The organism is Winogradskyella vidalii (assembly GCF_013403955.1).
GTDB lineage: Bacteria > Bacteroidota > Bacteroidia > Flavobacteriales > Flavobacteriaceae > Winogradskyella > Winogradskyella vidalii.
On sequence record NZ_JABFDG010000001.1, the window covers coordinates 1,362,645 to 1,382,025 of the forward strand.

19 protein-coding genes are annotated in these 19,381 nt (G+C 33.2%); 11 read left to right on the top strand and 8 right to left on the bottom strand.

Translation table 11 applies throughout. From position 1 onward, the window contains the following. The first annotated feature begins 76 nt into the window (after window positions 1–76). Entirely contained in the window at window positions 77–3,172 is a 3,096-nt protein-coding gene (locus HM982_RS05820; protein ID WP_179352158.1) for a T9SS type A sorting domain-containing protein, read from the top strand. A gap of 80 nt (window positions 3,173–3,252) precedes the next feature. Further along, window positions 3,253–3,795: a hypothetical protein gene (locus HM982_RS05825; RefSeq protein ID WP_179352159.1), complete on the top strand. Its 543-nt coding sequence runs from the start codon at window positions 3,253–3,255 to the stop codon at window positions 3,793–3,795. Between the two features lie 80 nt (window positions 3,796–3,875). On the opposite strand, the gene dnaN is transcribed toward HM982_RS05825, so the two are convergent. The 6 genes from dnaN to HM982_RS05855 form a co-directional block, all read right to left on the bottom strand. Further along, window positions 3,876–4,994 carry a DNA polymerase III subunit beta gene (gene dnaN / locus HM982_RS05830; protein WP_179352160.1) on the bottom strand — a complete coding sequence of 373 codons (1,119 nt, stop codon included), beginning with the start codon at window positions 4,992–4,994 and terminating at the stop codon, window positions 3,876–3,878. A 219-nt stretch (window positions 4,995–5,213) separates the two neighbouring features. Beyond that, window positions 5,214–6,884, bottom strand: coding sequence for a gliding motility-associated ABC transporter substrate-binding protein GldG (gene gldG, locus HM982_RS05835; protein ID WP_179352161.1), 1,671 nt, complete (start codon window positions 6,882–6,884; stop codon window positions 5,214–5,216). Further along, a complete protein-coding gene (locus HM982_RS05840; protein ID WP_179352162.1) occupies window positions 6,871–7,368 on the bottom strand; it encodes a hypothetical protein in 498 nt (165 codons plus the stop codon). Before HM982_RS05840 ends, gldG begins: the two co-directional genes overlap by 14 nt. A gap of 1 nt (window position 7,369) precedes the next feature. Next, complete coding sequence (gene gldF / locus HM982_RS05845) at window positions 7,370–8,092, bottom strand: gliding motility-associated ABC transporter permease subunit GldF (protein WP_179352163.1); 723 nt, start codon at window positions 8,090–8,092, stop codon at window positions 7,370–7,372. Window positions 8,093–8,109: 17 nt separating this feature from the next. Next, window positions 8,110–8,406: a putative quinol monooxygenase gene (locus HM982_RS05850; protein ID WP_179352164.1), complete on the bottom strand. Its 297-nt coding sequence runs from the start codon at window positions 8,404–8,406 to the stop codon at window positions 8,110–8,112. A gap of 4 nt (window positions 8,407–8,410) precedes the next feature. Further along, the gene (locus tag HM982_RS05855; protein ID WP_179352165.1) at window positions 8,411–9,250 is read right to left on the bottom strand and encodes an SAM hydrolase/SAM-dependent halogenase family protein; all 840 of its coding nucleotides are present in this window, start codon (window positions 9,248–9,250) and stop codon (window positions 8,411–8,413) included. Window positions 9,251–9,370: 120 nt separating this feature from the next. On the opposite strand from HM982_RS05855, the gene HM982_RS05860 reads away from it, so the two are divergent. From HM982_RS05860 to hpf, 3 genes are all read left to right on the top strand, one after another. After that, complete coding sequence (locus tag HM982_RS05860; RefSeq protein WP_179352166.1) at window positions 9,371–10,324, top strand: PhoH family protein; 954 nt, start codon at window positions 9,371–9,373, stop codon at window positions 10,322–10,324. 155 nt (window positions 10,325–10,479) lie between these two features. After that, window positions 10,480–11,427 carry a phosphoribosylaminoimidazolesuccinocarboxamide synthase gene (locus tag HM982_RS05865; protein ID WP_179352167.1) on the top strand — a complete coding sequence of 316 codons (948 nt, stop codon included), beginning with the start codon at window positions 10,480–10,482 and terminating at the stop codon, window positions 11,425–11,427. A gap of 128 nt (window positions 11,428–11,555) precedes the next feature. Further along, the gene (gene hpf, locus HM982_RS05870; protein ID WP_179352168.1) at window positions 11,556–11,855 is read left to right on the top strand and encodes a ribosome hibernation-promoting factor, HPF/YfiA family; all 300 of its coding nucleotides are present in this window, start codon (window positions 11,556–11,558) and stop codon (window positions 11,853–11,855) included. A 169-nt stretch (window positions 11,856–12,024) separates the two neighbouring features. Here the strand turns inward: hpf and rlmH are convergent, their stop codons facing one another. Next, entirely contained in the window at window positions 12,025–12,498 is a 474-nt protein-coding gene (gene rlmH / locus HM982_RS05875; protein ID WP_179352169.1) for a 23S rRNA (pseudouridine(1915)-N(3))-methyltransferase RlmH, read from the bottom strand. 111 nt (window positions 12,499–12,609) lie between these two features. On the opposite strand from rlmH, the gene nadC reads away from it, so the two are divergent. From nadC to priA, 4 genes are all read left to right on the top strand, one after another. Continuing rightward, window positions 12,610–13,467: a carboxylating nicotinate-nucleotide diphosphorylase gene (gene nadC / locus HM982_RS05880; RefSeq protein WP_179352170.1), complete on the top strand. Its 858-nt coding sequence runs from the start codon at window positions 12,610–12,612 to the stop codon at window positions 13,465–13,467. Window positions 13,468–13,535: 68 nt separating this feature from the next. Continuing rightward, window positions 13,536–14,498: a YihY/virulence factor BrkB family protein gene (locus tag HM982_RS05885; protein WP_179352171.1), complete on the top strand. Its 963-nt coding sequence runs from the start codon at window positions 13,536–13,538 to the stop codon at window positions 14,496–14,498. Window positions 14,499–14,751: 253 nt separating this feature from the next. Next, window positions 14,752–15,177, top strand: coding sequence for a DUF2147 domain-containing protein (locus HM982_RS05890; protein ID WP_179352172.1), 426 nt, complete (start codon window positions 14,752–14,754; stop codon window positions 15,175–15,177). After that, a complete protein-coding gene (gene priA / locus HM982_RS05895; protein WP_179352173.1) occupies window positions 15,177–17,630 on the top strand; it encodes a replication restart helicase PriA in 2,454 nt (817 codons plus the stop codon). The genes HM982_RS05890 and priA overlap by 1 nt, the downstream gene beginning before the upstream one ends. A gap of 197 nt (window positions 17,631–17,827) precedes the next feature. Here priA and HM982_RS05900 read toward each other — a convergent pair whose 3' ends face one another. Continuing rightward, complete coding sequence (locus HM982_RS05900) at window positions 17,828–18,523, bottom strand: LytR/AlgR family response regulator transcription factor (RefSeq protein WP_179339550.1); 696 nt, start codon at window positions 18,521–18,523, stop codon at window positions 17,828–17,830. A gap of 202 nt (window positions 18,524–18,725) precedes the next feature. On the opposite strand from HM982_RS05900, the gene rpsF reads away from it, so the two are divergent. Both rpsF and rpsR read left to right on the top strand, forming a co-directional pair. Continuing rightward, entirely contained in the window at window positions 18,726–19,076 is a 351-nt protein-coding gene (gene rpsF, locus HM982_RS05905; protein WP_179352174.1) for a 30S ribosomal protein S6, read from the top strand. Next, the gene (rpsR, locus tag HM982_RS05910) at window positions 19,076–19,375 is read left to right on the top strand and encodes a 30S ribosomal protein S18 (protein WP_173280593.1); all 300 of its coding nucleotides are present in this window, start codon (window positions 19,076–19,078) and stop codon (window positions 19,373–19,375) included. The genes rpsF and rpsR overlap by 1 nt, the downstream gene beginning before the upstream one ends. Window positions 19,376–19,381: the final 6 nt, after the last annotated feature.

A 19,381-nucleotide genomic window follows, 5' to 3' on the forward strand; every position in this document is an offset into this window, starting at 1 on the left:
TCAGAAAAATACAAATTGAAAAACCATGCAATAACTATTGCTTTGTAGTCTATTAATTTAAAAATTCTCAACTACAATGAAAAAAACTTTACTCTTATTTACAACCTACTTATGTTTGGGTTTGTTTTCGGCTTTTGCCCAAAATGTGAACATTCCAGATGCTAATTTTAAAGCATATCTTGTTGGCGATACAGCCATTAACACTAATAATGATTCAGAAATTTCTGTAGCCGAAGCGCAAGCTTTTACAGGAGCATTAGATGTAAGCGATTTGTCAATTGCAGATTTAACTGGTATAGAGGCCTTTGTTAATATTACAGGACTAGATTGTTATAGTAATAATTTAACAGCTATTGATGTAAGTAGTAATTTGGCTTTAACACGTTTACATTGTGCTGATAATAGCATCACATATTTGGACATAAGTTTAAATACGCAGATTGATGAAATTCTGTGTTATAATAATCAACTTACAAATTTAAATATAGCCAATGGTAAAGGTGCTGCGTTTACATACATGAAATCTTATAACAACCCTAATCTTACCTGTATTCAAGTAGATGCTGGAACTGTGCCACCGGCTAACGTAGGTGTTTATGATGTGGGATGGACGCGAGATTTAGAAACTAGAGTCGTAGAAGACTGTAGTACAAGTATTACTTACATCACTATTCCAGATGCTAATTTTAAATCTTATTTAGTAGGTAACGGTGCAATTAATACAGATTATGATCAAGAAATATCTGTTGCTGAAGCTCACGCTGTAACAGGAGCATTAGATGTAAGCAATTTGGCTATTTCAGATTTAACTGGGATTGAAGCTTTTATTAATCTTACCGCATTGGATTGTAGTGATAATACAATATCTGCTTTAGATGTGTCAACTATTACAGGTCTTACAAGTTTAAATTGTAAAGAAAATAATATTGGTAGTTTAAATGTGCAGGGGACTTCTTTAATTACCTTGGATGCTGAAGATAACAGTTTAACGAGTTTAGATGTTTCAAATCTAGCGACCTTAACAACTTTAAACACGAGATCAAATAGTATTTCAAATTTAAATCTTCAAGGTGCAACTGCTCTCGAAGTTTTAGATTGTAGCGATAATAGCTTATCTACGTTAAATGTAAGTGTAAATACAAACCTTATTGATTTAAATTGTAGTGATAATAACTTAACGACTGTAGATGTGACTAATTTAACAACTTTAACAGGTTTAAATATTAGTGACAATGCCATCTCATCGATTGTACTTACCGCGAATTCTAATTTAAATACTTTAATTGCAAGCGATAATAACTTTGCTAGTATTGATGTTTCTAATAACACTTTGTTAACTGAATTAATTGTGGCAAGTAATAGCTTAACAAGTATAGATATTACTAATAACACAATGCTTACTGCTGTAGATTTCCAAGATAATTCAATCAGTAACCTAGATATTAGCAATAACCCTAATTTAACTAGGATTCACGCTGCTTTTAACCAATTTACGACTTTTGATATTAGCGCCTACCCTCAAATAAATCAATTGTTAATATATGACAATCAGCTTACTAGCTTAAACGTGGCTAATGGTAATAACTCTAATTTTGTATATATGAAGGTATATAATAATCCTGATTTAACATGTGTACAAATAGATTCAGGATATACACCAAACCAAGTAGGTGTGTATGATAATGGATGGACTAAAGATACAGACACAAATTACAGTGAAAATTGTACACCTACAGTGTATTATGTGAATGCAAATGCTACAGGGAATAATGATGGAAGCTCTTGGGCAGATGCTTATACAACCATCAATGATGCATTAAGTAATGTATTATTAAATGATGAAATTTGGGTGTCTCAAGGTGTGTATAGTCCGGCAAATACTACATCAGTTCTCACATTAGATTTAGAAAGTTTGAAAATCTATGGAGGTTTTGACGGCACTGAGTCAACTTTAGCTGATCGAGATTTAACTAAAGTATTTACAGATAACGCTACGATTATTTCTGGTGATATTAATGGTGATGATATAGAAGGAGATTTCACAACTAATAAAACCGATAATGCTACAATATTAGTGAGTCTTGAGGCAGATCATGTCATTTTTGATGGTTTTGTTCTTCAAAATGCCTACACATCTAGTTCTAGTCCTGTAATAGTTACTAATACAAATATCACCGATTTTACATTAAAAAATACATGGATTACAGAAAATTACAGTGAAGGTTTACTATTAGATTGGAGAGATTTTTCTGGTGACTTAGTGGTTGAAAATGTAGCAATAACCAACAATGCTACCAATAATGGTGTTGTTTTATTAGAGCATAGTGCTTCCAATTCAGATGCATTAACGTCTCATTGGTCAAATATTCTGTTTACAGATAATACCTATAATTCAGATTTTGGTGCAATTTGGTTTAGAAGGAGTTCATCTTCTAATGGTAACAGAAGTATAGTTCACTTTTTAAATAATGCTACAATTGTAAATAACGTGAACAACCACGCAACAGTACAACAAGTTATTAATGTTAGTGGAAGTGGATGGATACGTCTAGAAACAAGAAATAGTATTTTTTGGCAAAATAAATATAATGGAAACCAATTCAATACAGTAGATATTGACAATAGCAAAACAGGCGAAGGGGATAGCCAAACTATCAATGTATATAATTCGGTTATACAGGTTACTTCAGCTGCTACTTCTGGTACTTATAACGCTTCAGACATTACTCAATTAGATCCGGCTACCGATAATTTAAATTTAGATAGTGATTACAAACCGACATCAGCTTCAAATTATATCATAGATCAAGGCGATAATTCTTATTATGATACAGCAATTTTTGCAAGCTTAGATTTATCTGGAAACGAAAGATTTTTCAATACCACTATAGATTTAGGTGCTTATGAGTACAATTCGACATTAGGAATTGATAATGTTTTTTTAAATACAAATGCAGTAAAATTATACCCGAATCCTGTAAGCGATAGATTATATATTCAATCTACTGAACAGATTGAAAGTGTAGCTATTTACAACACTAATGGGCAATTAGTAAAAGAATCTCACACCGTTAATACCGGTATTGACGTGTCTAATTTGTCTACAGGATTATACCTTATTCAAATGAAAACCGCTTCTTCATCTATAAACCAAAAGTTCTTTAGAAACTAAAGTTGTGGTTGTGTCAGCTTAACTTAGCGCTCACTTTTGTGAGCGCTTTTTTTACCAAATCATTTAAAACATATTTAATAATGAAACATTTAAAATTTTATGCCATTGTACTTTTTGCAATGCTTCTAACAGCATGTTCTTCAGATGATGATAATTCTGATACCTATGAAAATCATATTACGGTAGGGGAATCTGTATTTGAAATGCATACCGCAGTTGTAGAGCCTTCACTGAATAGTGTGTTTTTAAGTTTAGCCAATAGCTCTGAGGCCGAAATAGTAGCCGCTTCTGATGGTACTGCATTGAGTAATGTAGATTTGTTTACAGCACGAATTAGTTATTTAGATTTAACACCTGGAGTAACTTATGAGTTATCTGAAATTTCAAATTTAGAGTTCATGGTAAATGGCTCTATTGTTGGAGGTGAATTTGAAAACGGAATCAGTCAGTTTTACAAAAGCGGAAGTAACGCAGATTTAGAAGTTACCCAAGGAACTATTACAGTAACTGAATATGATGTTGATTTTATTCGTTTATCATTTGCGTTTACAAGGGCAGATGGCGTTGTAATTTCTGGAGATTACGAAGGTTCATTTCTTTATATAAATAATAATCTTAATTGATAGTGATTATATTAACTAAAAAAAGCTCACCAATAATAGTGAGCTTTTTTTATAAATAAATATTATGAGTAATAAAAAGTTTAGCTATTAAGCATCACAGGCATCACCAACATCGTAACGTGTTCACCCTCATCTAAACCATCTGTAGGCGTTAAGATACCAGCTCTGTTTGGTAAACTCATTTCTAACTGTACGTTTTCGGCATTTAAGTTGTTAATCATTTCAGTTAAGAAGCGCGAGTTAAACCCTATTTGCATATCGTCGCCTTGGTAATCACAAGATAAACGCTCTTCGGCTTTGTTTGAATAATCGATATCTTCCGCAGAAATATTTAATTCAGCACCTGCAATTTTTAAACGAATTTGATGTGTTGTTTTGTTAGAGAAAATACTAACACGCTTAACCGAGTTTAAAAACTGTGTACGGTCTATGACTAATTTATTTGGGTTTTCTTTAGGAATTACCGCTTCGTAATTAGGGTATTTTCCATCAATTAAACGACAGATTAACACAGAGTTTTCAAAAGTAAACTTAGCATTAGATTCGTTGTATTCCACTAAAACATCATCATCACTTCCTGCTAAAATCCCTTTTAAAAGTGTTAAAGGCTTTTTAGGCATTATGAATTCTGCAGATTCTGTAGCACTGACATCATTTCTAGTATATTTTACCAATTTGTGAGCATCTGTTGCTACAAAAGTTAAATTATCTTGAGAAAACTGAAAGAACACACCACTCATTACAGGTCTTAAGTCATCGTTACCAGCAGCAAAAATAGTTTTACTAATCGCAGTGGCTAAGATATCACCCATAATGGTTGTTTTGCTAGCATCTTCAATAGAAACTGCATTAGGGAATTCTGCGCCATCGGCATAAGCTAAAGCATATTTACCGTGATTAGAGCTGATCTCAACCGTATTGTTTTCTTCAACAACAAACGTTAAGGGTTGCTCCGGAAACGTCTTCAATGTGTCTAATAATAATCGTGCTGGTAAAGCAATGTTACCTTCAGAATCACTTTCTACATCAATAGTTGCAGACATCGTGGTTTCTAAATCACTTGCCGAAATCGTTAGTTTTGATTGGCTAAGTTCAAATAAGAAATTATCTAAAATCGGTAGTGTATTACTGTTGTTAATGACACCTCCCAATACCTGAAGCTGCTTTAATAAATAGGTGCTTGAAACAATAAATTTCATGTGTTATATATTAATTGTTTTTATTGGTCATACTTCGACTGCGCTCAGTACAAATATGAAACATCTAATCGATACGGCTAGAGGTTGCATACTGAATATATGTGGTTTATACTTTTAATTAGTGTTACAAATATATCTTAATAGAAGGGTTTTTTAAAACTAACTTATTAACAAATTCTTCCTGTAAAAGTAGGAATTTGGTTGTGTGAAGCTGAATTTTTATTGGGCGTATTTTTTCTTTCTAAGATAATTAAATAGCAAACCAAAGCCCGCTAAAAGTATGAGTGGCAATACAATATTAATAAATTGCCAGGTGCCTCTGTTTTCTTTTACTTTCTCATTGTCTAAAAAAGCCACATTAATTTCCTTGGCTCTTATGTTTATAAGTCCAGTGTCGTCTAAAAGGTAATTCACGGCATTCAGCAAAAATTCCTTGTTGCCAAACGATTTTCCGGTGAGTTGGTCAAAGCCTAATTCTATAGGTCTGTTTTTTATTACGTCGTTTTTAATGACGTTTCCATCGGAAACAACGACCATTTTTGTAGGCGTACCTTTAGACTTAAAATCTTTGACTTTAAAAGGTAAAACACGTTGGTCGTACACCGAAGTAAATTCACCTTCTAATAATACGGCTAGATTTTGTGGTCCTTGATTAAAGCTAGCTTCATCAGGTGCTTCAGTAACCGCATCTAAAGAAATGGTGGTTGGCGCACCTTCTAATTTCGATTTTGGTGAACTCTGTAATAATATAGATTTTTTAAGGTCGTTTTTTAAGGTGTCAATCGGACTCGCAAAATCATACTTTACCAAGTTTAAATTTTTGGTGATAGGATGGTTGGGGTTTGATGCTGCTAAAGGTGAATATTGCCATTGTACGGGTTGCATTTGTGCCTGGCTACCTTCGCCAATAGCTAACATTATCGGAGCAGAATACAGGTCTTTTACCAAGGTCGGATTCACACGAACACCGTATTTAAAGAAAAAATCATTTAAGTTTAAATCGCGCATAATAGAAACACCACGACCTGCAGCGTTGTACAAGCTGTCTTTGTCCATAATTACAGACTCAGTTAGCCATAAACTTTTTCCCCCATTCATGGTATACTGGTCTAGAACTAATTTTTCATGTTCTGAAAACGCAATACTTGGTTTTGCTGAGATAATTAAATCATAAGATTTAAGCTTGTCTAAAGTTCCTTGTGGATTGGTAGCAACACTGTCTAAGGTGAATTGCGCTAAATTATAATAAGGTTTGATCGTTTGCAGAAAGTCAGCAATTTCAATATCATCTAGCTGTCCATTACCTTTTAAAATGGCCACTTTTTTAGCCTTAGCGTTTACCAATTTGCTAAACCCATCAGCAAAGGCATATTCTAAAGCTTGTACCGAATTGGTAATCTGTTCTTGTAATCCTTGTGTAACGCTTCGTTTTAACAATGGAATTTTTACGGTCTGGTCTTTATAACTCGCAAAAGCCCATGGGAAAATGATATCTTGTTTTACTTGTCCGGTGCTGTTATCAGTGCTTATGTAGGGCTCTAATCCCGATTTACTAAGCTCTTCAATATTGCGCTGTCTTGTGGTTTCATCTTCAATGGGATTGATGTAGTTGATGAATATTTGGTCAGTTTCTAGTTGGAATTCTTCTATTATTTGTCGGACTTCGGTTTGAAGTAATATAAATTCAGAAGGAAAATCACCTTCTAAAAAGACATCAATTACTAAAGGTGAATCTAGATTGCTAAGTAATGATTTTGAAGCTTCCGAAAGGGTGTAACGGTTGTCTTTAGTGAGGTCGAAACGTTCGTAAATAACGCTTGAAATGGCATTCAATATAACGAGTCCAACAACAATAGCAGCAATATATAATATGGATTTATTCTTCTTCATTCTCGAATGTTATTTCTTCTTGATAAGGCTTTAGGGCTACCACTTTATCAGCTTTAAATATAATTTCTACACAATCTCTTTGGTCATTAAAAGCACCAGGCTCTATACCTAGTCCATAATTCCATTTATCAGTGTCATGTGCTTTTTTAGCATCATTCCATGTCAACCATTCCGCTTTACCCAAAAGTGTAGCTAGTTCCGCTTTAGAAGTTCCAATTAAAGTATCTGTTTTTATGGTGCTATCTATCATTTCGTAGCGTAACGCCGGGCTTTCTATCCAGGCTTCACTATCAAAATATTTTTGATGATGATAGCTACTAATAATATTTAAGAATGGATAAAACATATAAAAGTATACAAAAGGTGTTAAAACCAAACTGATGAGTGCAGTAAGCCATTTACGTTTGTCAACCGTATTTAAAAATAAAAATAGCAGTACAAAAAGAACGATTAAGAATACAATTAATAGTGGTGTTACAATCATGTTACTGGTTTTGGATTCTCAATTTTGTAAATAGTAAAAAAGCTAAGGCAATACTTATAAAATAGACTAAATCTCTAGTGTCAATGACGCCACGACTCATACTATTGTAATGTGCAGCCATACCGAGGTTTTCCATATAAACCAGGTTGCCAAATAGATTGTAATTGGATAAGCCTTCAAATCCAAAATAGAAAAAGAAACAGATAAAAACGGCAATGATAAACGCTACAATTTGATTGTCAGATAGGGTAGAAGCAAACACGCCAATAGCTGTATACGCAGCTACTAAAAAGAGCAATCCAAAATAAGAGCCTATGGTGCTGGCCATATCTAGATTAGCTTCTGGATTTCCTAATCGAGACACCGTATAGACATATAATAATGTCGGGATCAAAGCTAAGATGATTAAAGTGAAAGCGCCAAAATACTTGCCTAAAACAATCTGAAAATGCGAAATAGGTTTCGTAACGAGCAATTCTAAAGTCCCTTGTTTTTTTTCATCACTAAAACTACGCATGGTTACCGCAGGAACTAAAAAAATAAGAATCCAAGGTGCAAGTAAAAAGAAAGAAGATAAACTGGCTTGGCCATTATCTAAAATGTTGAACTCCCCTTTAAAAACCCAGAGAAAAAGGCCGTTGAGTAATAAAAACACCCCAATAACCAAATAACCAATTGGTGAGGCGAAAAAGGTGTTAATTTCTTTTTTTAGTATTGCTAACATATATTAGTGTTCAGTATTTATTTTAGACTTTCCAATTTATCCACACTCCACGCTTCAGGTTTAGCATTAAACAAAGGTTTTGTTTTTCCCCAAACGCCTTTAAATAATTCGGAATGTCTATAATGATGTAAATCGGCTTCAGAATTCCAATAACTATAGGTGAAAAAGATATTAGTTGTATTCTGATCGCGGTACAACTCTAAAAATTGACAACCTTCAAAAGCTCTAATTTTTTCTTTAACCGTTTCAAAATTAGCCAAAAATTCATCAATTTTAGACGGCTCAAAACTCATTTTTACAATTCTTACTAACATATTTTTAGGGCTTTAAGAAGTTTATGGTCACGGTATCCATCGTTTTTAATCCCATTAGTGTAGAAGCGCTACCAACGGTGCTGTTATTGCTTTTATAAATTGCAATTTCTATATAACCCGATGAATTAAAAACGACCATGCCTTTACCTTCAATATTTCGTTTTGAAGTTTCTGTTTCATCATAGTTTATAATATCACTATACTTATTAAAAATGGTTTTAAATTTATGGTTTCTTGCAGAGATTTCATAAGCCCTTCCTTTTTGATGCTGTTCAAAAAATTTACGTTTAATGTTGGTAATCACATTACCGTAATTGTCAATGTAAATAACACTACCAATAATTTGATTTTGGTCGTCATTAACAAAAGGATGTAAATTTTTAATTGGCTTAATGCTGTTAATAACTTTTCCAATCACGCCTAAAGTTCCTCCTCTTGCAATATGGCAAGCTACCTTTACAAAAATGTCTAATACAGGAAAGCTAGTTTCTACTTTGTCGTGGATGTTAATCTCTACAATTTCTTCAGCAGCAATGTCGGCACATATCATACTCATTATACCATTGTTAGCACATATAAAGTAATGGTCGTCTAATTTAACGGCAATATGTTTATTTTCAGGACTTAACTCAGAATCTATCCCGATTAAATGTATCGTTCCTTTGGGGAAACTGCTATAGGCATTTTGAATAACATAAGCGGCTTCAGAAATATTAAAAGGCGAAATTGAATGCGAAATATCGACAACGTTAACCGCTTCAAGTTCGCTAAATATAGCCCCTTTTATGGCTCCAGAAAAGTGATCTTTTTCTCCAAAATCAGTCGTTAAAGTGATTATCGCCATGGATTGATTGTTGATATTTTTTTAAGGATTATGGTTGTAAAATTGTTAAATTTGGTGTGTATAACAGAATTACAAAATTAGTAAAAGAAAACAGATTAACACATTAAATCAAGCACGCTTTTGAATGAACTTATCTTAGAACTCGAAGAAATAACGCCTAAAGAATTCTTTGGTGCACAAAATGCAAATATTGAATTATTAAAAAAGTATTTTCCTAAGCTCAAAATTGTAGCCAGAGGCAATAAGTTAAAAGCTTATGGAGATGAAGATTTATTAGAAGAGTTTGACCGTCGAATCACAATGCTTATGAAGCATTTTGGAAAGTATAACAAACTTGATGAAAATGTTATAGAGCGCGTTTTAACCAGTCAAAGCACCGATGATTACGAAACGACCGCAAAAAGTGGTGAGGTTTTAGTACATGGTGTTGGTGGAAAGTTGATTAAAGCCCAAACCGCTAATCAGCGTAAGTTGGTAGAGAGCATGCGTAACAACGATATGGTTTTTGCTATTGGTCCTGCAGGAACTGGTAAAACTTATACGGGTGTCGCTCTAGCTGTTGAGGCCTTAAAAAAGAAAGAAGTTAAGCGTATAATATTAACACGTCCTGCTGTAGAAGCTGGTGAGAATTTAGGGTTTTTACCAGGAGATTTAAAAGAAAAATTAGATCCTTATATGCAGCCTTTATACGATGCTTTAAGAGATATGATTCCTGCTGAAAAGTTAGATAGCTATATTGAAAAAGGCGTGATTCAAATTGCACCTTTAGCCTTTATGCGTGGTCGTACCTTAGATAATGCCTTTGTGATATTAGATGAAGGGCAGAATACGACGCATGCACAAATGAAAATGTTTTTAACCCGAATGGGAAAAAATGCAAAATTCTTATTAACAGGTGACCCTGGCCAAGTAGATTTACCACGCCGAACCATTTCAGGATTAAAAGAAGCCCTTTTAGTGTTGAAAAACGTTGAAGGTATTGGTATGATTTATTTAGATGATAAAGATGTGATTCGCCATAAATTAGTACGAAAAGTGATTGCGGCGTATAAGCATATTGAAAATAGAGAATAAGTAGGGACAAGTCGCGACTTGTCCATACCTCGTCATTTGTCCGTGCGTTGCGATTTGTCCGTAACGCAATTATTCAGCAAATGAACCCATTCAATAATAATTTTTCCGCATTGCAATTAGTCCATAAAAATTAAGAAAAAAAATAAATTAAAATAATGTCAAATACCATAATAGATACCAATTTCAATTTTCCAAACCAGAAAAGCGTTTACAAAGGAAAAGTACGAGAAGTCTATAATATTAATGATGAGCAATTAGTAATGGTTGCTACTGATCGCCTCAGTGCTTTTGATGTGGTGATGCCTAAAGGGATTCCTTATAAAGGGCAAATTTTAAATCAGATTGCCACTAAAATGATGAAGGAAACCGAAGACTTGGTACCTAATTGGTTGGTGGCTACACCAGACCCTAATGTGGCTGTAGGTCATTTATGTGAGCCTTTTAAGGTAGAGATGGTTATCCGTGGCTATATGTCTGGCCATGCTGCTAGAGAATATAAAGCAGGCAAACGAACACTTTGTGGTGTTGCAATGCCAGAAGGTATGAAGGAGAACGATAAGTTTCCTGAGCCTATTATAACCCCTGCGACTAAAGCAGAAATGGGAGATCATGATGAGGATATTTCTCGAGAGGATATTCTAAAAAAGGGCATTGTGTCTGAAGCAGATTATATAGTGCTTGAAGATTATACCAGAAAACTATTTCAAAGAGGTACAGAAATCGCAGCTAAACGCGGATTGATTTTAGTAGATACCAAATATGAGTTTGGAAAAACAAAAGACGGTAAAATTGTATTGATTGACGAAATTCATACACCAGATTCATCACGGTATTTTTATGCCGAAGGTTACCAAGAACGTCAAGATAAAGGGGAATCTCAAAAGCAATTATCTAAAGAATTTGTAAGGCAATGGTTAATTGCTAACGACTTTCAAGGTTTAGAAGGACAAACCGTTCCTTTTATGAGTGATGACTATATTGAAACTGTAAGTGAACGTTATATTGAACTCTATGAGAATATTACTGGCGATACTTTTGTAAAGGCCGATGTTAGTGCTATTCAAAGCCGTATTGAAGCTAATGTTTTAGCATACTTAGACTAATTTTGAGATCTGTTATTCTTCTAGTAAAAATAAAATTTTAATTCAAATTTATGATATAAGTCAGTCGCATCATTGACTTAAACTTGTACCTTAGTAAAAAGAATTAATCATATAAAAAAAGATAGAATATGACGGTAAATTTTCAATATGTAAACATAGATGTTAGTGAAACACTTTCAGCATTAACGGAAGAGAAATTAGAAAAATTAGCCAATAAATTCGAGTTTTTAATTTCAGCTCAAGTTTATTTCAAACAAGATGAAAAAGACCACGAAGCAGGTAAAATTTGTAATATAGAATTAAGCTTACCTGGTCCACGTATTTTTGCAACTTCTAACGAGAAGAATTACGAAATGGCAATGACCGAAACCATAAATGATTTAACTCGACAATTAAAAAAACGAAAAGAAGTCTTTAAAACCCATTAAAAAGTTTTCAGTCGCAGTCACTGTTTTCAGAGTCATAAATTTAGTGAGAATAATTATTTATAGAATTAATGCTATGAGTTCTCACAAAAAAAATGGTAATGAGCATGTGACTGCGACTTTTTTTTAAATAAAAAAGTAAGCACTGCGATTAAATACTGCAACTGTAAACTTATCTATGGTGATAAGGTTCATTTCTAAGGATGGTAAAGCCTCGGTATAATTGCTCTATAAAAAACAAACGTACCATTTGGTGTGAGAAGGTCATTTTTGAAAGGCCTAATTTGCCATTTGCTCTCTGGTAAACGGCATCTGAAAATCCGTAAGGGCCACCAATGACAAAGATTAAGGTTTTTATACCCGAATTCATATGTTTTTGCAAATAACCCGAAAAGGCTACGGAATCTAATTGTTTGCCATTTTCATCCAAAAGAATTAAAACATCAGCAGGCGTTGTTTTTGCTAAAATTAATTCGCCTTCTTTGTCTTTTTGTTGGGCTTCAGATAAATTCTTAACTTTTTTTAAGTCGGGAATCATTTCAAATTCAAACTTGATATAGAAACCAAGTCGTTTGCTATAATCGGTAATTAAAGCTTGAAGATTTTTATTGTCAGTTTTGCCTATGGCGATTAGTTTTATATTCATGATTCAAATTTACGATTTACAAGTTATGATTTTAGATTTTTTTCTGATTCATAATTCTAAAATCGGATATCGTTAATCAATTTCCTATTTTTACAGCAAATAAGTATTTCAATGATTTCAAAAGCTCAATTCGATAAAGAAATAGAATTAATTATCTCTAACGCTATCCGCGAAGATGTTGGTGATGGTGACCATAGCTCTTTAGCTTGTATTCCTGCTTTAGCACAAGGTAAAGCCAAGCTATTAGTAAAAGATAACGGGACTATTGCTGGTGTTGATTTTGCAAAGCAAGTCTTTGCTTATGTTGATGACAACATGACTATTGAAACGCTTATTGAAGATGGTCAAAAAGTAAAAAAAGGCGATATTGCATTTTACGTAGAAGGCGCATCACAATCCATTTTAAAAGCCGAACGTTTAGTGCTTAATGCTATGCAGCGTATGAGTGCAATTGCAACAAAAACCAGACAATTTGTAGATTTATTAGAAGGTACAGGAACTAAAATTTTAGATACACGTAAAACAACACCAGGCATAAGAGCGCTAGAAAAATGGGCTGTAAAAATAGGAGGCGGTGAAAACCATAGATTTGCCTTATATGATATGATTATGTTAAAAGATAATCATATTGATTTTGCAGGAGGTGTGGCCAAAGCAATCAATCAAACCAAACAATATTTAAAGGCTACTAACAGAGATTTAAAAATTATAGTTGAAGCTAGAAATCTAGAAGAAATTAAAGAAATTTTAGATTGTGGTGGCGTTTATAGAATTCTTATCGATAATTTTAATTATGACGATACGCGAAAAGCTGTAAAACTGATTGGAGACCAGTGTTTGACGGAGTCTTCTGGCGGAATTAATGAGCATACACTTAGAAAATATGCCGAATGTGGTGTTGATTATATTTCTTCTGGAGCCTTAACACATTCGGTTTATAATATGGATTTAAGCTTAAAAGCGGTTTAAGGTATCGTTTAAAAATTCATTTTATAAATTAATAGAAAAGCAAAAGGTCAAGTGCCAAAAGCTATATAATGACAAAACATATAGAAGATAAAGTTGAGAAAATTCCGGTACTAAACGTTATTATGCGTTTTTTAAAAAAAATTAAACTGCCAGGATTTGAAGGATTATCCATGTACGATTTGCTAGAGCTTTACGGTATGGGCGTTCTTAAGGGCGCATTAACCACTAGAGCTAGTGCCATTGCATTTAGTTTTTTTACGGCTATTTTCCCGTTTTTATTATTTGTAATTATCATTATTCCACATATCCCGATTGAAAATTTTGATGTGGCTTTTTCCAATTTTTTAGAGTCTTTTTTACCACCTCAAACGTCTGAATTTTTTTTCGATAGTATTTTTAAGGATATCAGTCAGAGTGCCAGTGGCGGCTTAATTTCTACAGTGCTTTTATTGTCTGTTTTTTTAATGGCTAATGGTGTTAATGCTGTTTTTTCGGGATTTGAAACCTCTTATCATAAGCAATTATATCGCAATGTTTTTAAACAATATGGCGTAGCACTTGGTGTGGCGCTTATTTTAGCATTTTTAACCTTATTAACCGTAGCTGTTTTTGGTTATTTTCAAATCTATATTCTAAGACCTTTGTATACCAGTTTTACAGGTGACATACAGTTTGCAGAAGCAGAGTCCGTTTCAGGTTGGATTTTTGTTGTTAAATACCTCTTTTTTGTACTTATGGTTTATATTGCAACCGCCACTTTATATTATTTTGGAACCAAAGAAGGGAAGAAATCAAAATTCTTTTCTGTAGGCGCTTTGTTAACCACATTGCTGATTATAACAACATCATATTTATTTGGAATCTATATAGAGAATTTTTCTAAGTATAATGAGATTTATGGATCTATTGGGGCATTATTAATTTTGTTACTGTATCTGTGGTTAAACTCTAATATTTTACTTTTAGGCTATGAATTAAACGCATCACTTCAGTTTTTAAGAAAATATCCAGGAGCTAAACAAGAACGTTAACAGGTGTCATTTTTAGAGCATTAAGAATTCGTTTTTTAAATTATTACCATCACTTTTTTAAAATATAAGTATTTTTTAGTGTTATTATTTGTGTTTTTATTAATTTAAACCCAAATAAAGAAATATTAAATAGAGACTTGGTAAAGTGCTTAATGATCTATAAATATGGTTTTGTTGATTAAACCAATTACATTTGAAATATTATATAAGGTTATACTGTTATTAATTGTATTAACCTCAGAAATGCTAAATTATGACTAAGAACACGATAATTTTTTTACTACTTTGTTTTGTAACCTCTGCTGTAACAGCTCAATCGATAACAGGTAAATGGAAAACCATAGATGATAATACAGGAGAAGCTAAATCTATTGTAGAAATCTATGAGAAAAAAGGTAAAATCTACGGACGTATTATTTCTATAGTTAATCCAGAAGCTAGAGATAATAAATGTGTTGACTGTAGTGGTAAACATAAGGATCAGCCTATCATGGGCTTGGTATTTATAGAAGGACTCACTAAGAATGAAGATGTTTATGATGGTGGCACAATCTTGAATCCTGAAAATGGAAAAACATACAAATGCCGACTTAAATTTGAAGATGATCCAGATACACTTCAAGTTAGAGGTTATTTGGCATTTTTCTACCGAACGCAATATTGGAAGCGTGTCAAATAATGCTATATTTTATTGATGTCATATTACCTATTCCGCTTCAAAAAGCGTTTACATATCATATTACGGAAGCTGAATCTAAATTTTTGGCTCCTGGAATGCGTGTTGCTGTGCCCTTCGGAAAAAGTAAAATTTATACGGCTTTAGTCTATACCATTCATCAAAATCCACCTACGGCATACGATGCTAAAACCATTCATCAAATATTAGATGATACTCCTGTAATTACAGCACAACAACTAAAACATTGGAAGTGGATTGCTGATTATTACATGTGTAGTATTGGAGAGGTAATGCGTGCAGCAATGCCAAATGCTTTTTTGCTAGAAAGTGAAACCATTATTTCTAAAAATGAAAAAGCTAACATTAATGAATCTGAATTAAAGGACGAAGAATACTTAATTTATGAAGCTTTACAGCAGCAGTCCTCATTAAAAATAAATGACGTCGTTTCCATTTTAGATAAAAAACGAGTGCTACCTATTATTAATAGTTTAGTTAAAAAAGGTGTTTTAAATCTACAGGAAGAAATTTACGAGAAATACACGCCTAAATTAGTGCGTTATGTAAAGCTGCATCAAAATCATAAATCTCAAGAAAAACTCCAAGAATTATTAGAAGAGCTGAGTCGTGCACCAAAGCAACGCGAAGTGGTGTTAACGCTATTTACTTTGGAAGCTTCCTTGCAGCAACCCATTAAAGTTTCAGAATTAGCGGAGCGTAGTGGGGCATCTTCAAGTATCATTAAAACTTTAATTGATAAAGATATTTTAGAAGAGTATCATATTCAAACCGACCGCATACAATTTGATGGTGAAGCTGATGCTAATGCGAAGCATTTAAGTGAAGCACAGCAAAACGCTTATAATGAATTGGAAGCTGTGTTTAAAGAAAAATCAGTAGCTTTATTACACGGCGTCACATCTTCTGGTAAAACAGAAATCTATGTGCAGCTGATACAAAAACAACTGGAGTTAGGGAAACAAGTTTTGTATTTGTTACCCGAAATTGCTCTAACAACACAGTTGGTAAACCGACTTCAAGATTATTTTGGAGAAAAAGTAGCTGTTTTCCATTCTAGATATTCAGGAAATGAAAGGGTAGAGGTCTGGCAGAATATGTTGACTAATTCCGAAAAAGCTCAAGTTATTATTGGTGCGCGTTCGTCTTTATTATTACCGTTTTATAATTTGGGATTGATAATAGTAGATGAGGAGCATGAAGCATCTTTTAAACAATTTGATCCTGCGCCACGTTACCATGCTAGAGATGCAGCGATTGTTTTAGCGAATTTATTTAAAGCTAAAACACTCTTAGGTTCTGCAACACCAAGTTTAGAAAGTTACTTTAATGCGAGCCAAGGAAAATACGGTTTAGTAGAATTAAATACACGTTATAATAATGTGCTAATGCCCGATATTGAATTGGTAGATTTAGCAGATAAGTACAAGCGTAAACGTATGAAAGGTCATTTTAGCGACCGAATGATTGAAGAAATGACGGAAACTTTAGATGAAGGTTTTCAAATTATATTGTTTCAAAATAGAAGGGGATTTTCGCCTATTATAGAATGTACTACTTGCGGAACCTCACCGCAATGTCCTAATTGCGATGTGAGTTTAACGTATCACCAATATCGTGATCAATTGCGTTGTCATTATTGTGGGTATAATTCGGCGATGCTAAAAACTTGCCAGGGCTGTGGTAATTCAACTTTGGATACCAAAGGGTTTGGGACTGAGCAGATAGAAGCTGAGGTTAAAGTGTTATTTCCTGAAAAGAAAGTGGCACGTATGGACTTAGATACCACAAGAGGTAAATACGGTTTTGAAAAAATAATAACGAGTTTTGAGCAGCGCGAGATTGATATATTAGTCGGAACACAAATGCTAACCAAAGGACTCGATTTTAGATATGTAAAATTAGTCGGTATCATGAATGCTGATAATTTGCTGAATTTCCCAGATTTTAGAGCGCATGAACGCAGTTACCAATTAATGGCTCAGGTTTCTGGTAGAGCAGGACGAACCGATTTACGTGGAAAAGTACTAATTCAAACCTATAATCCGCATCATAATATTTTGCAACAGGTTTCTACAAATGCTTATAAAGAAATGTTCGCAGAGCAAATGAATGAGCGTTACAATTATAAGTATCCTCCCATTTATAGATTGATAAAAATAACCTTTAAACATAAAGATTATAATCGCGTGAATATGGCAGCAGAATGGTATGCCAAATCTTTAAAGCAATTGTTTAAACATAATGTTTTGGGCCCTGAATTTCCACCAGTATCCAGAATACGGAATTTATATCATAAAAATGTTTTGGTGAAAATACCACCAAAACAATCTTTAGCAAAAACTAAAGAGGCCATTATAAAGATTGATAATAGTTTTAATGCTGTAAAAGATTTCAGACCAGTGCGCGTGGTTATCAATGTCGATAATTATTAGTAATACTAATTTCGCTGAAGAGCGGAATTTTAAAAGAATATTACAGGCTTGTTAGTTTACATTTTGAGTAAATAAACCGCCCTTGTGTTATAGGTTTCGACTACGCTCAACCAAACATAAACTAAAAAATCCTGAGCAAATTGCTCAGGATTTTTTAAACTTATAATGTAATGCTTTAATAATATAGATGTAGACTACTACATATTATTTAAAGCATCTACTAATTGGGTCTTTTTATTTCGGCTCAATGGAATTTCGTAAGCACCAACTTCAACATTTTTACTGTTAAATCGGTCAATTTTATCGAGGTTCACAATGTAGGATTTGTGGATTCTTAAAAATTTACCTTCTGGCAACTCTTGTTCAAAAGCCTTCATTGTAGATAATACAACTAAGCTATTTTCTTCTGTGACTACTTTTACGTAATCGCCAAGGGCTTCAATCCATTTAATGTCCTTAATATAAACTTTACGTTTTTTAAGATTACTTTTTACAAAGATATGTTCACCGTCTGTTTCGTTAAAGTCGAGTTTTAATTTATGTTGCTCAATAGCTTTTTCAACGGCAACATTAAAACGTTCTTTGGTGATAGGTTTTTGGAGGTAATCAGTGGCATCGTAATTAAATGCTTTAAAAGCATATTCCGTTTTACCGGTAACAAAAATAATTTGGGGTTTGTTGTTGAGTACATCAAGTAGTTCAAAACCGTTTAATACCGGCATCTCTATATCTAAGAAGATAAGATCTACTTTATGGGTATTAAGACCGTTTTTTGTTTCTAACGCACTACTGTACTCTGCAATAAGATTAAGTGAGGAATGATTCTCAATTAACTTTACAATAGAGAGACGCTGAATCGCAGAATCATCAACAACTACACAGTTTAAAGTCATAACATTATTAATTTTAGGTTAAGATATCGACAATAGTACGATAAATTCGGTTAAAAAACAAATATTACCGACAAACCGTAGAATTTTATATCAGTTTTTTATTAATAAGTGATTGTGAATATTACTTTTAAAAAACATTGTCAAATATAGAATAAATGTGTATTTTTGCACCCGTTTTTAACAATAAACAAAATTATTTATTATGAATCATTATGAAACTGTTTTCATCTTAAATCCCGTTTTATCTGAAGACCAGGTAAAGGAGACAGTAAAGAAATATGAGGATTTCCTCGTTTCTAAAGGAGCTAAGATGGTATCAAAAGAAGATTGGGGACTAAAAAAATTAGCCTACCCAATCCAAAACAAAAAAAGTGGTTTTTACCATTTATTTGAGTACACTGTAGCTGGAGAAGTTATTGAGCCTTTAGAGGTAGAATTTAGACGTGATGAGCGTTTTATGCGTTACTTAACTGTGAAATTAGACAAACATGCGATTTCATGGGCTGAGAGAAGAAGAGAAAAATTGAAAGTTAAAGCAAAAGCAAAAGCGTAATTATGTCATCAATAGAACAACAAGCAAAAGGAAAAAAAGACGGCGAAATTAGATATTTAACACCGTTAAATATTGAGACGTCTAAGACTAAAAAATATTGTCGTTTTCAAAAATCTGGAATCAAGTATGTAGACTATAAAGATGCAGACTGGTTATTAGGTTTTGTAAACGAACAAGGTAAATTATTACCAAGACGTTTAACAGGAACGTCTTTAAAGTATCAAAGAAAAGTATCTGTGGCCGTAAAAAGAGCTAGACATTTAGCCTTAATGCCATACGTTGCTGATTTATTAAAATAAAATATC

Excerpts from the sequence above, each read along its gene's own strand:
- HM982_RS05820 (WP_179352158.1), top strand. The coding sequence starts at position 77 with ATGAAAAAAACTTTACTCTTATTTACAACCTACTTATGTTTGGGTTTG.
- HM982_RS05825 (WP_179352159.1), top strand. The coding sequence starts at position 3,253 with ATGAAACATTTAAAATTTTATGCCATTGTACTTTTTGCAATGCTTCTA.
- dnaN (WP_179352160.1), bottom strand. The coding sequence starts at position 4,994 with ATGAAATTTATTGTTTCAAGCACCTATTTATTAAAGCAGCTTCAGGTA.
- gldG (WP_179352161.1), bottom strand. The coding sequence starts at position 6,884 with ATGAAGAAGAATAAATCCATATTATATATTGCTGCTATTGTTGTTGGA.
- HM982_RS05840 (WP_179352162.1), bottom strand. The coding sequence starts at position 7,368 with ATGATTGTAACACCACTATTAATTGTATTCTTAATCGTTCTTTTTGTA.
- gldF (WP_179352163.1), bottom strand. The coding sequence starts at position 8,092 with ATGTTAGCAATACTAAAAAAAGAAATTAACACCTTTTTCGCCTCACCA.
- HM982_RS05850 (WP_179352164.1), bottom strand. The coding sequence starts at position 8,406 with ATGTTAGTAAGAATTGTAAAAATGAGTTTTGAGCCGTCTAAAATTGAT.
- HM982_RS05855 (WP_179352165.1), bottom strand. The coding sequence starts at position 9,250 with ATGGCGATAATCACTTTAACGACTGATTTTGGAGAAAAAGATCACTTT.
- HM982_RS05865 (WP_179352167.1), top strand. The coding sequence starts at position 10,480 with ATGTCAAATACCATAATAGATACCAATTTCAATTTTCCAAACCAGAAA.
- hpf (WP_179352168.1), top strand. The coding sequence starts at position 11,556 with ATGACGGTAAATTTTCAATATGTAAACATAGATGTTAGTGAAACACTT.
- rlmH (WP_179352169.1), bottom strand. The coding sequence starts at position 12,498 with ATGAATATAAAACTAATCGCCATAGGCAAAACTGACAATAAAAATCTT.
- nadC (WP_179352170.1), top strand. The coding sequence starts at position 12,610 with ATGATTTCAAAAGCTCAATTCGATAAAGAAATAGAATTAATTATCTCT.
- HM982_RS05885 (WP_179352171.1), top strand. The coding sequence starts at position 13,536 with ATGACAAAACATATAGAAGATAAAGTTGAGAAAATTCCGGTACTAAAC.
- HM982_RS05890 (WP_179352172.1), top strand. The coding sequence starts at position 14,752 with ATGACTAAGAACACGATAATTTTTTTACTACTTTGTTTTGTAACCTCT.
- priA (WP_179352173.1), top strand. The coding sequence starts at position 15,177 with ATGCTATATTTTATTGATGTCATATTACCTATTCCGCTTCAAAAAGCG.
- HM982_RS05900 (WP_179339550.1), bottom strand. The coding sequence starts at position 18,523 with ATGACTTTAAACTGTGTAGTTGTTGATGATTCTGCGATTCAGCGTCTC.
- rpsF (WP_179352174.1), top strand. The coding sequence starts at position 18,726 with ATGAATCATTATGAAACTGTTTTCATCTTAAATCCCGTTTTATCTGAA.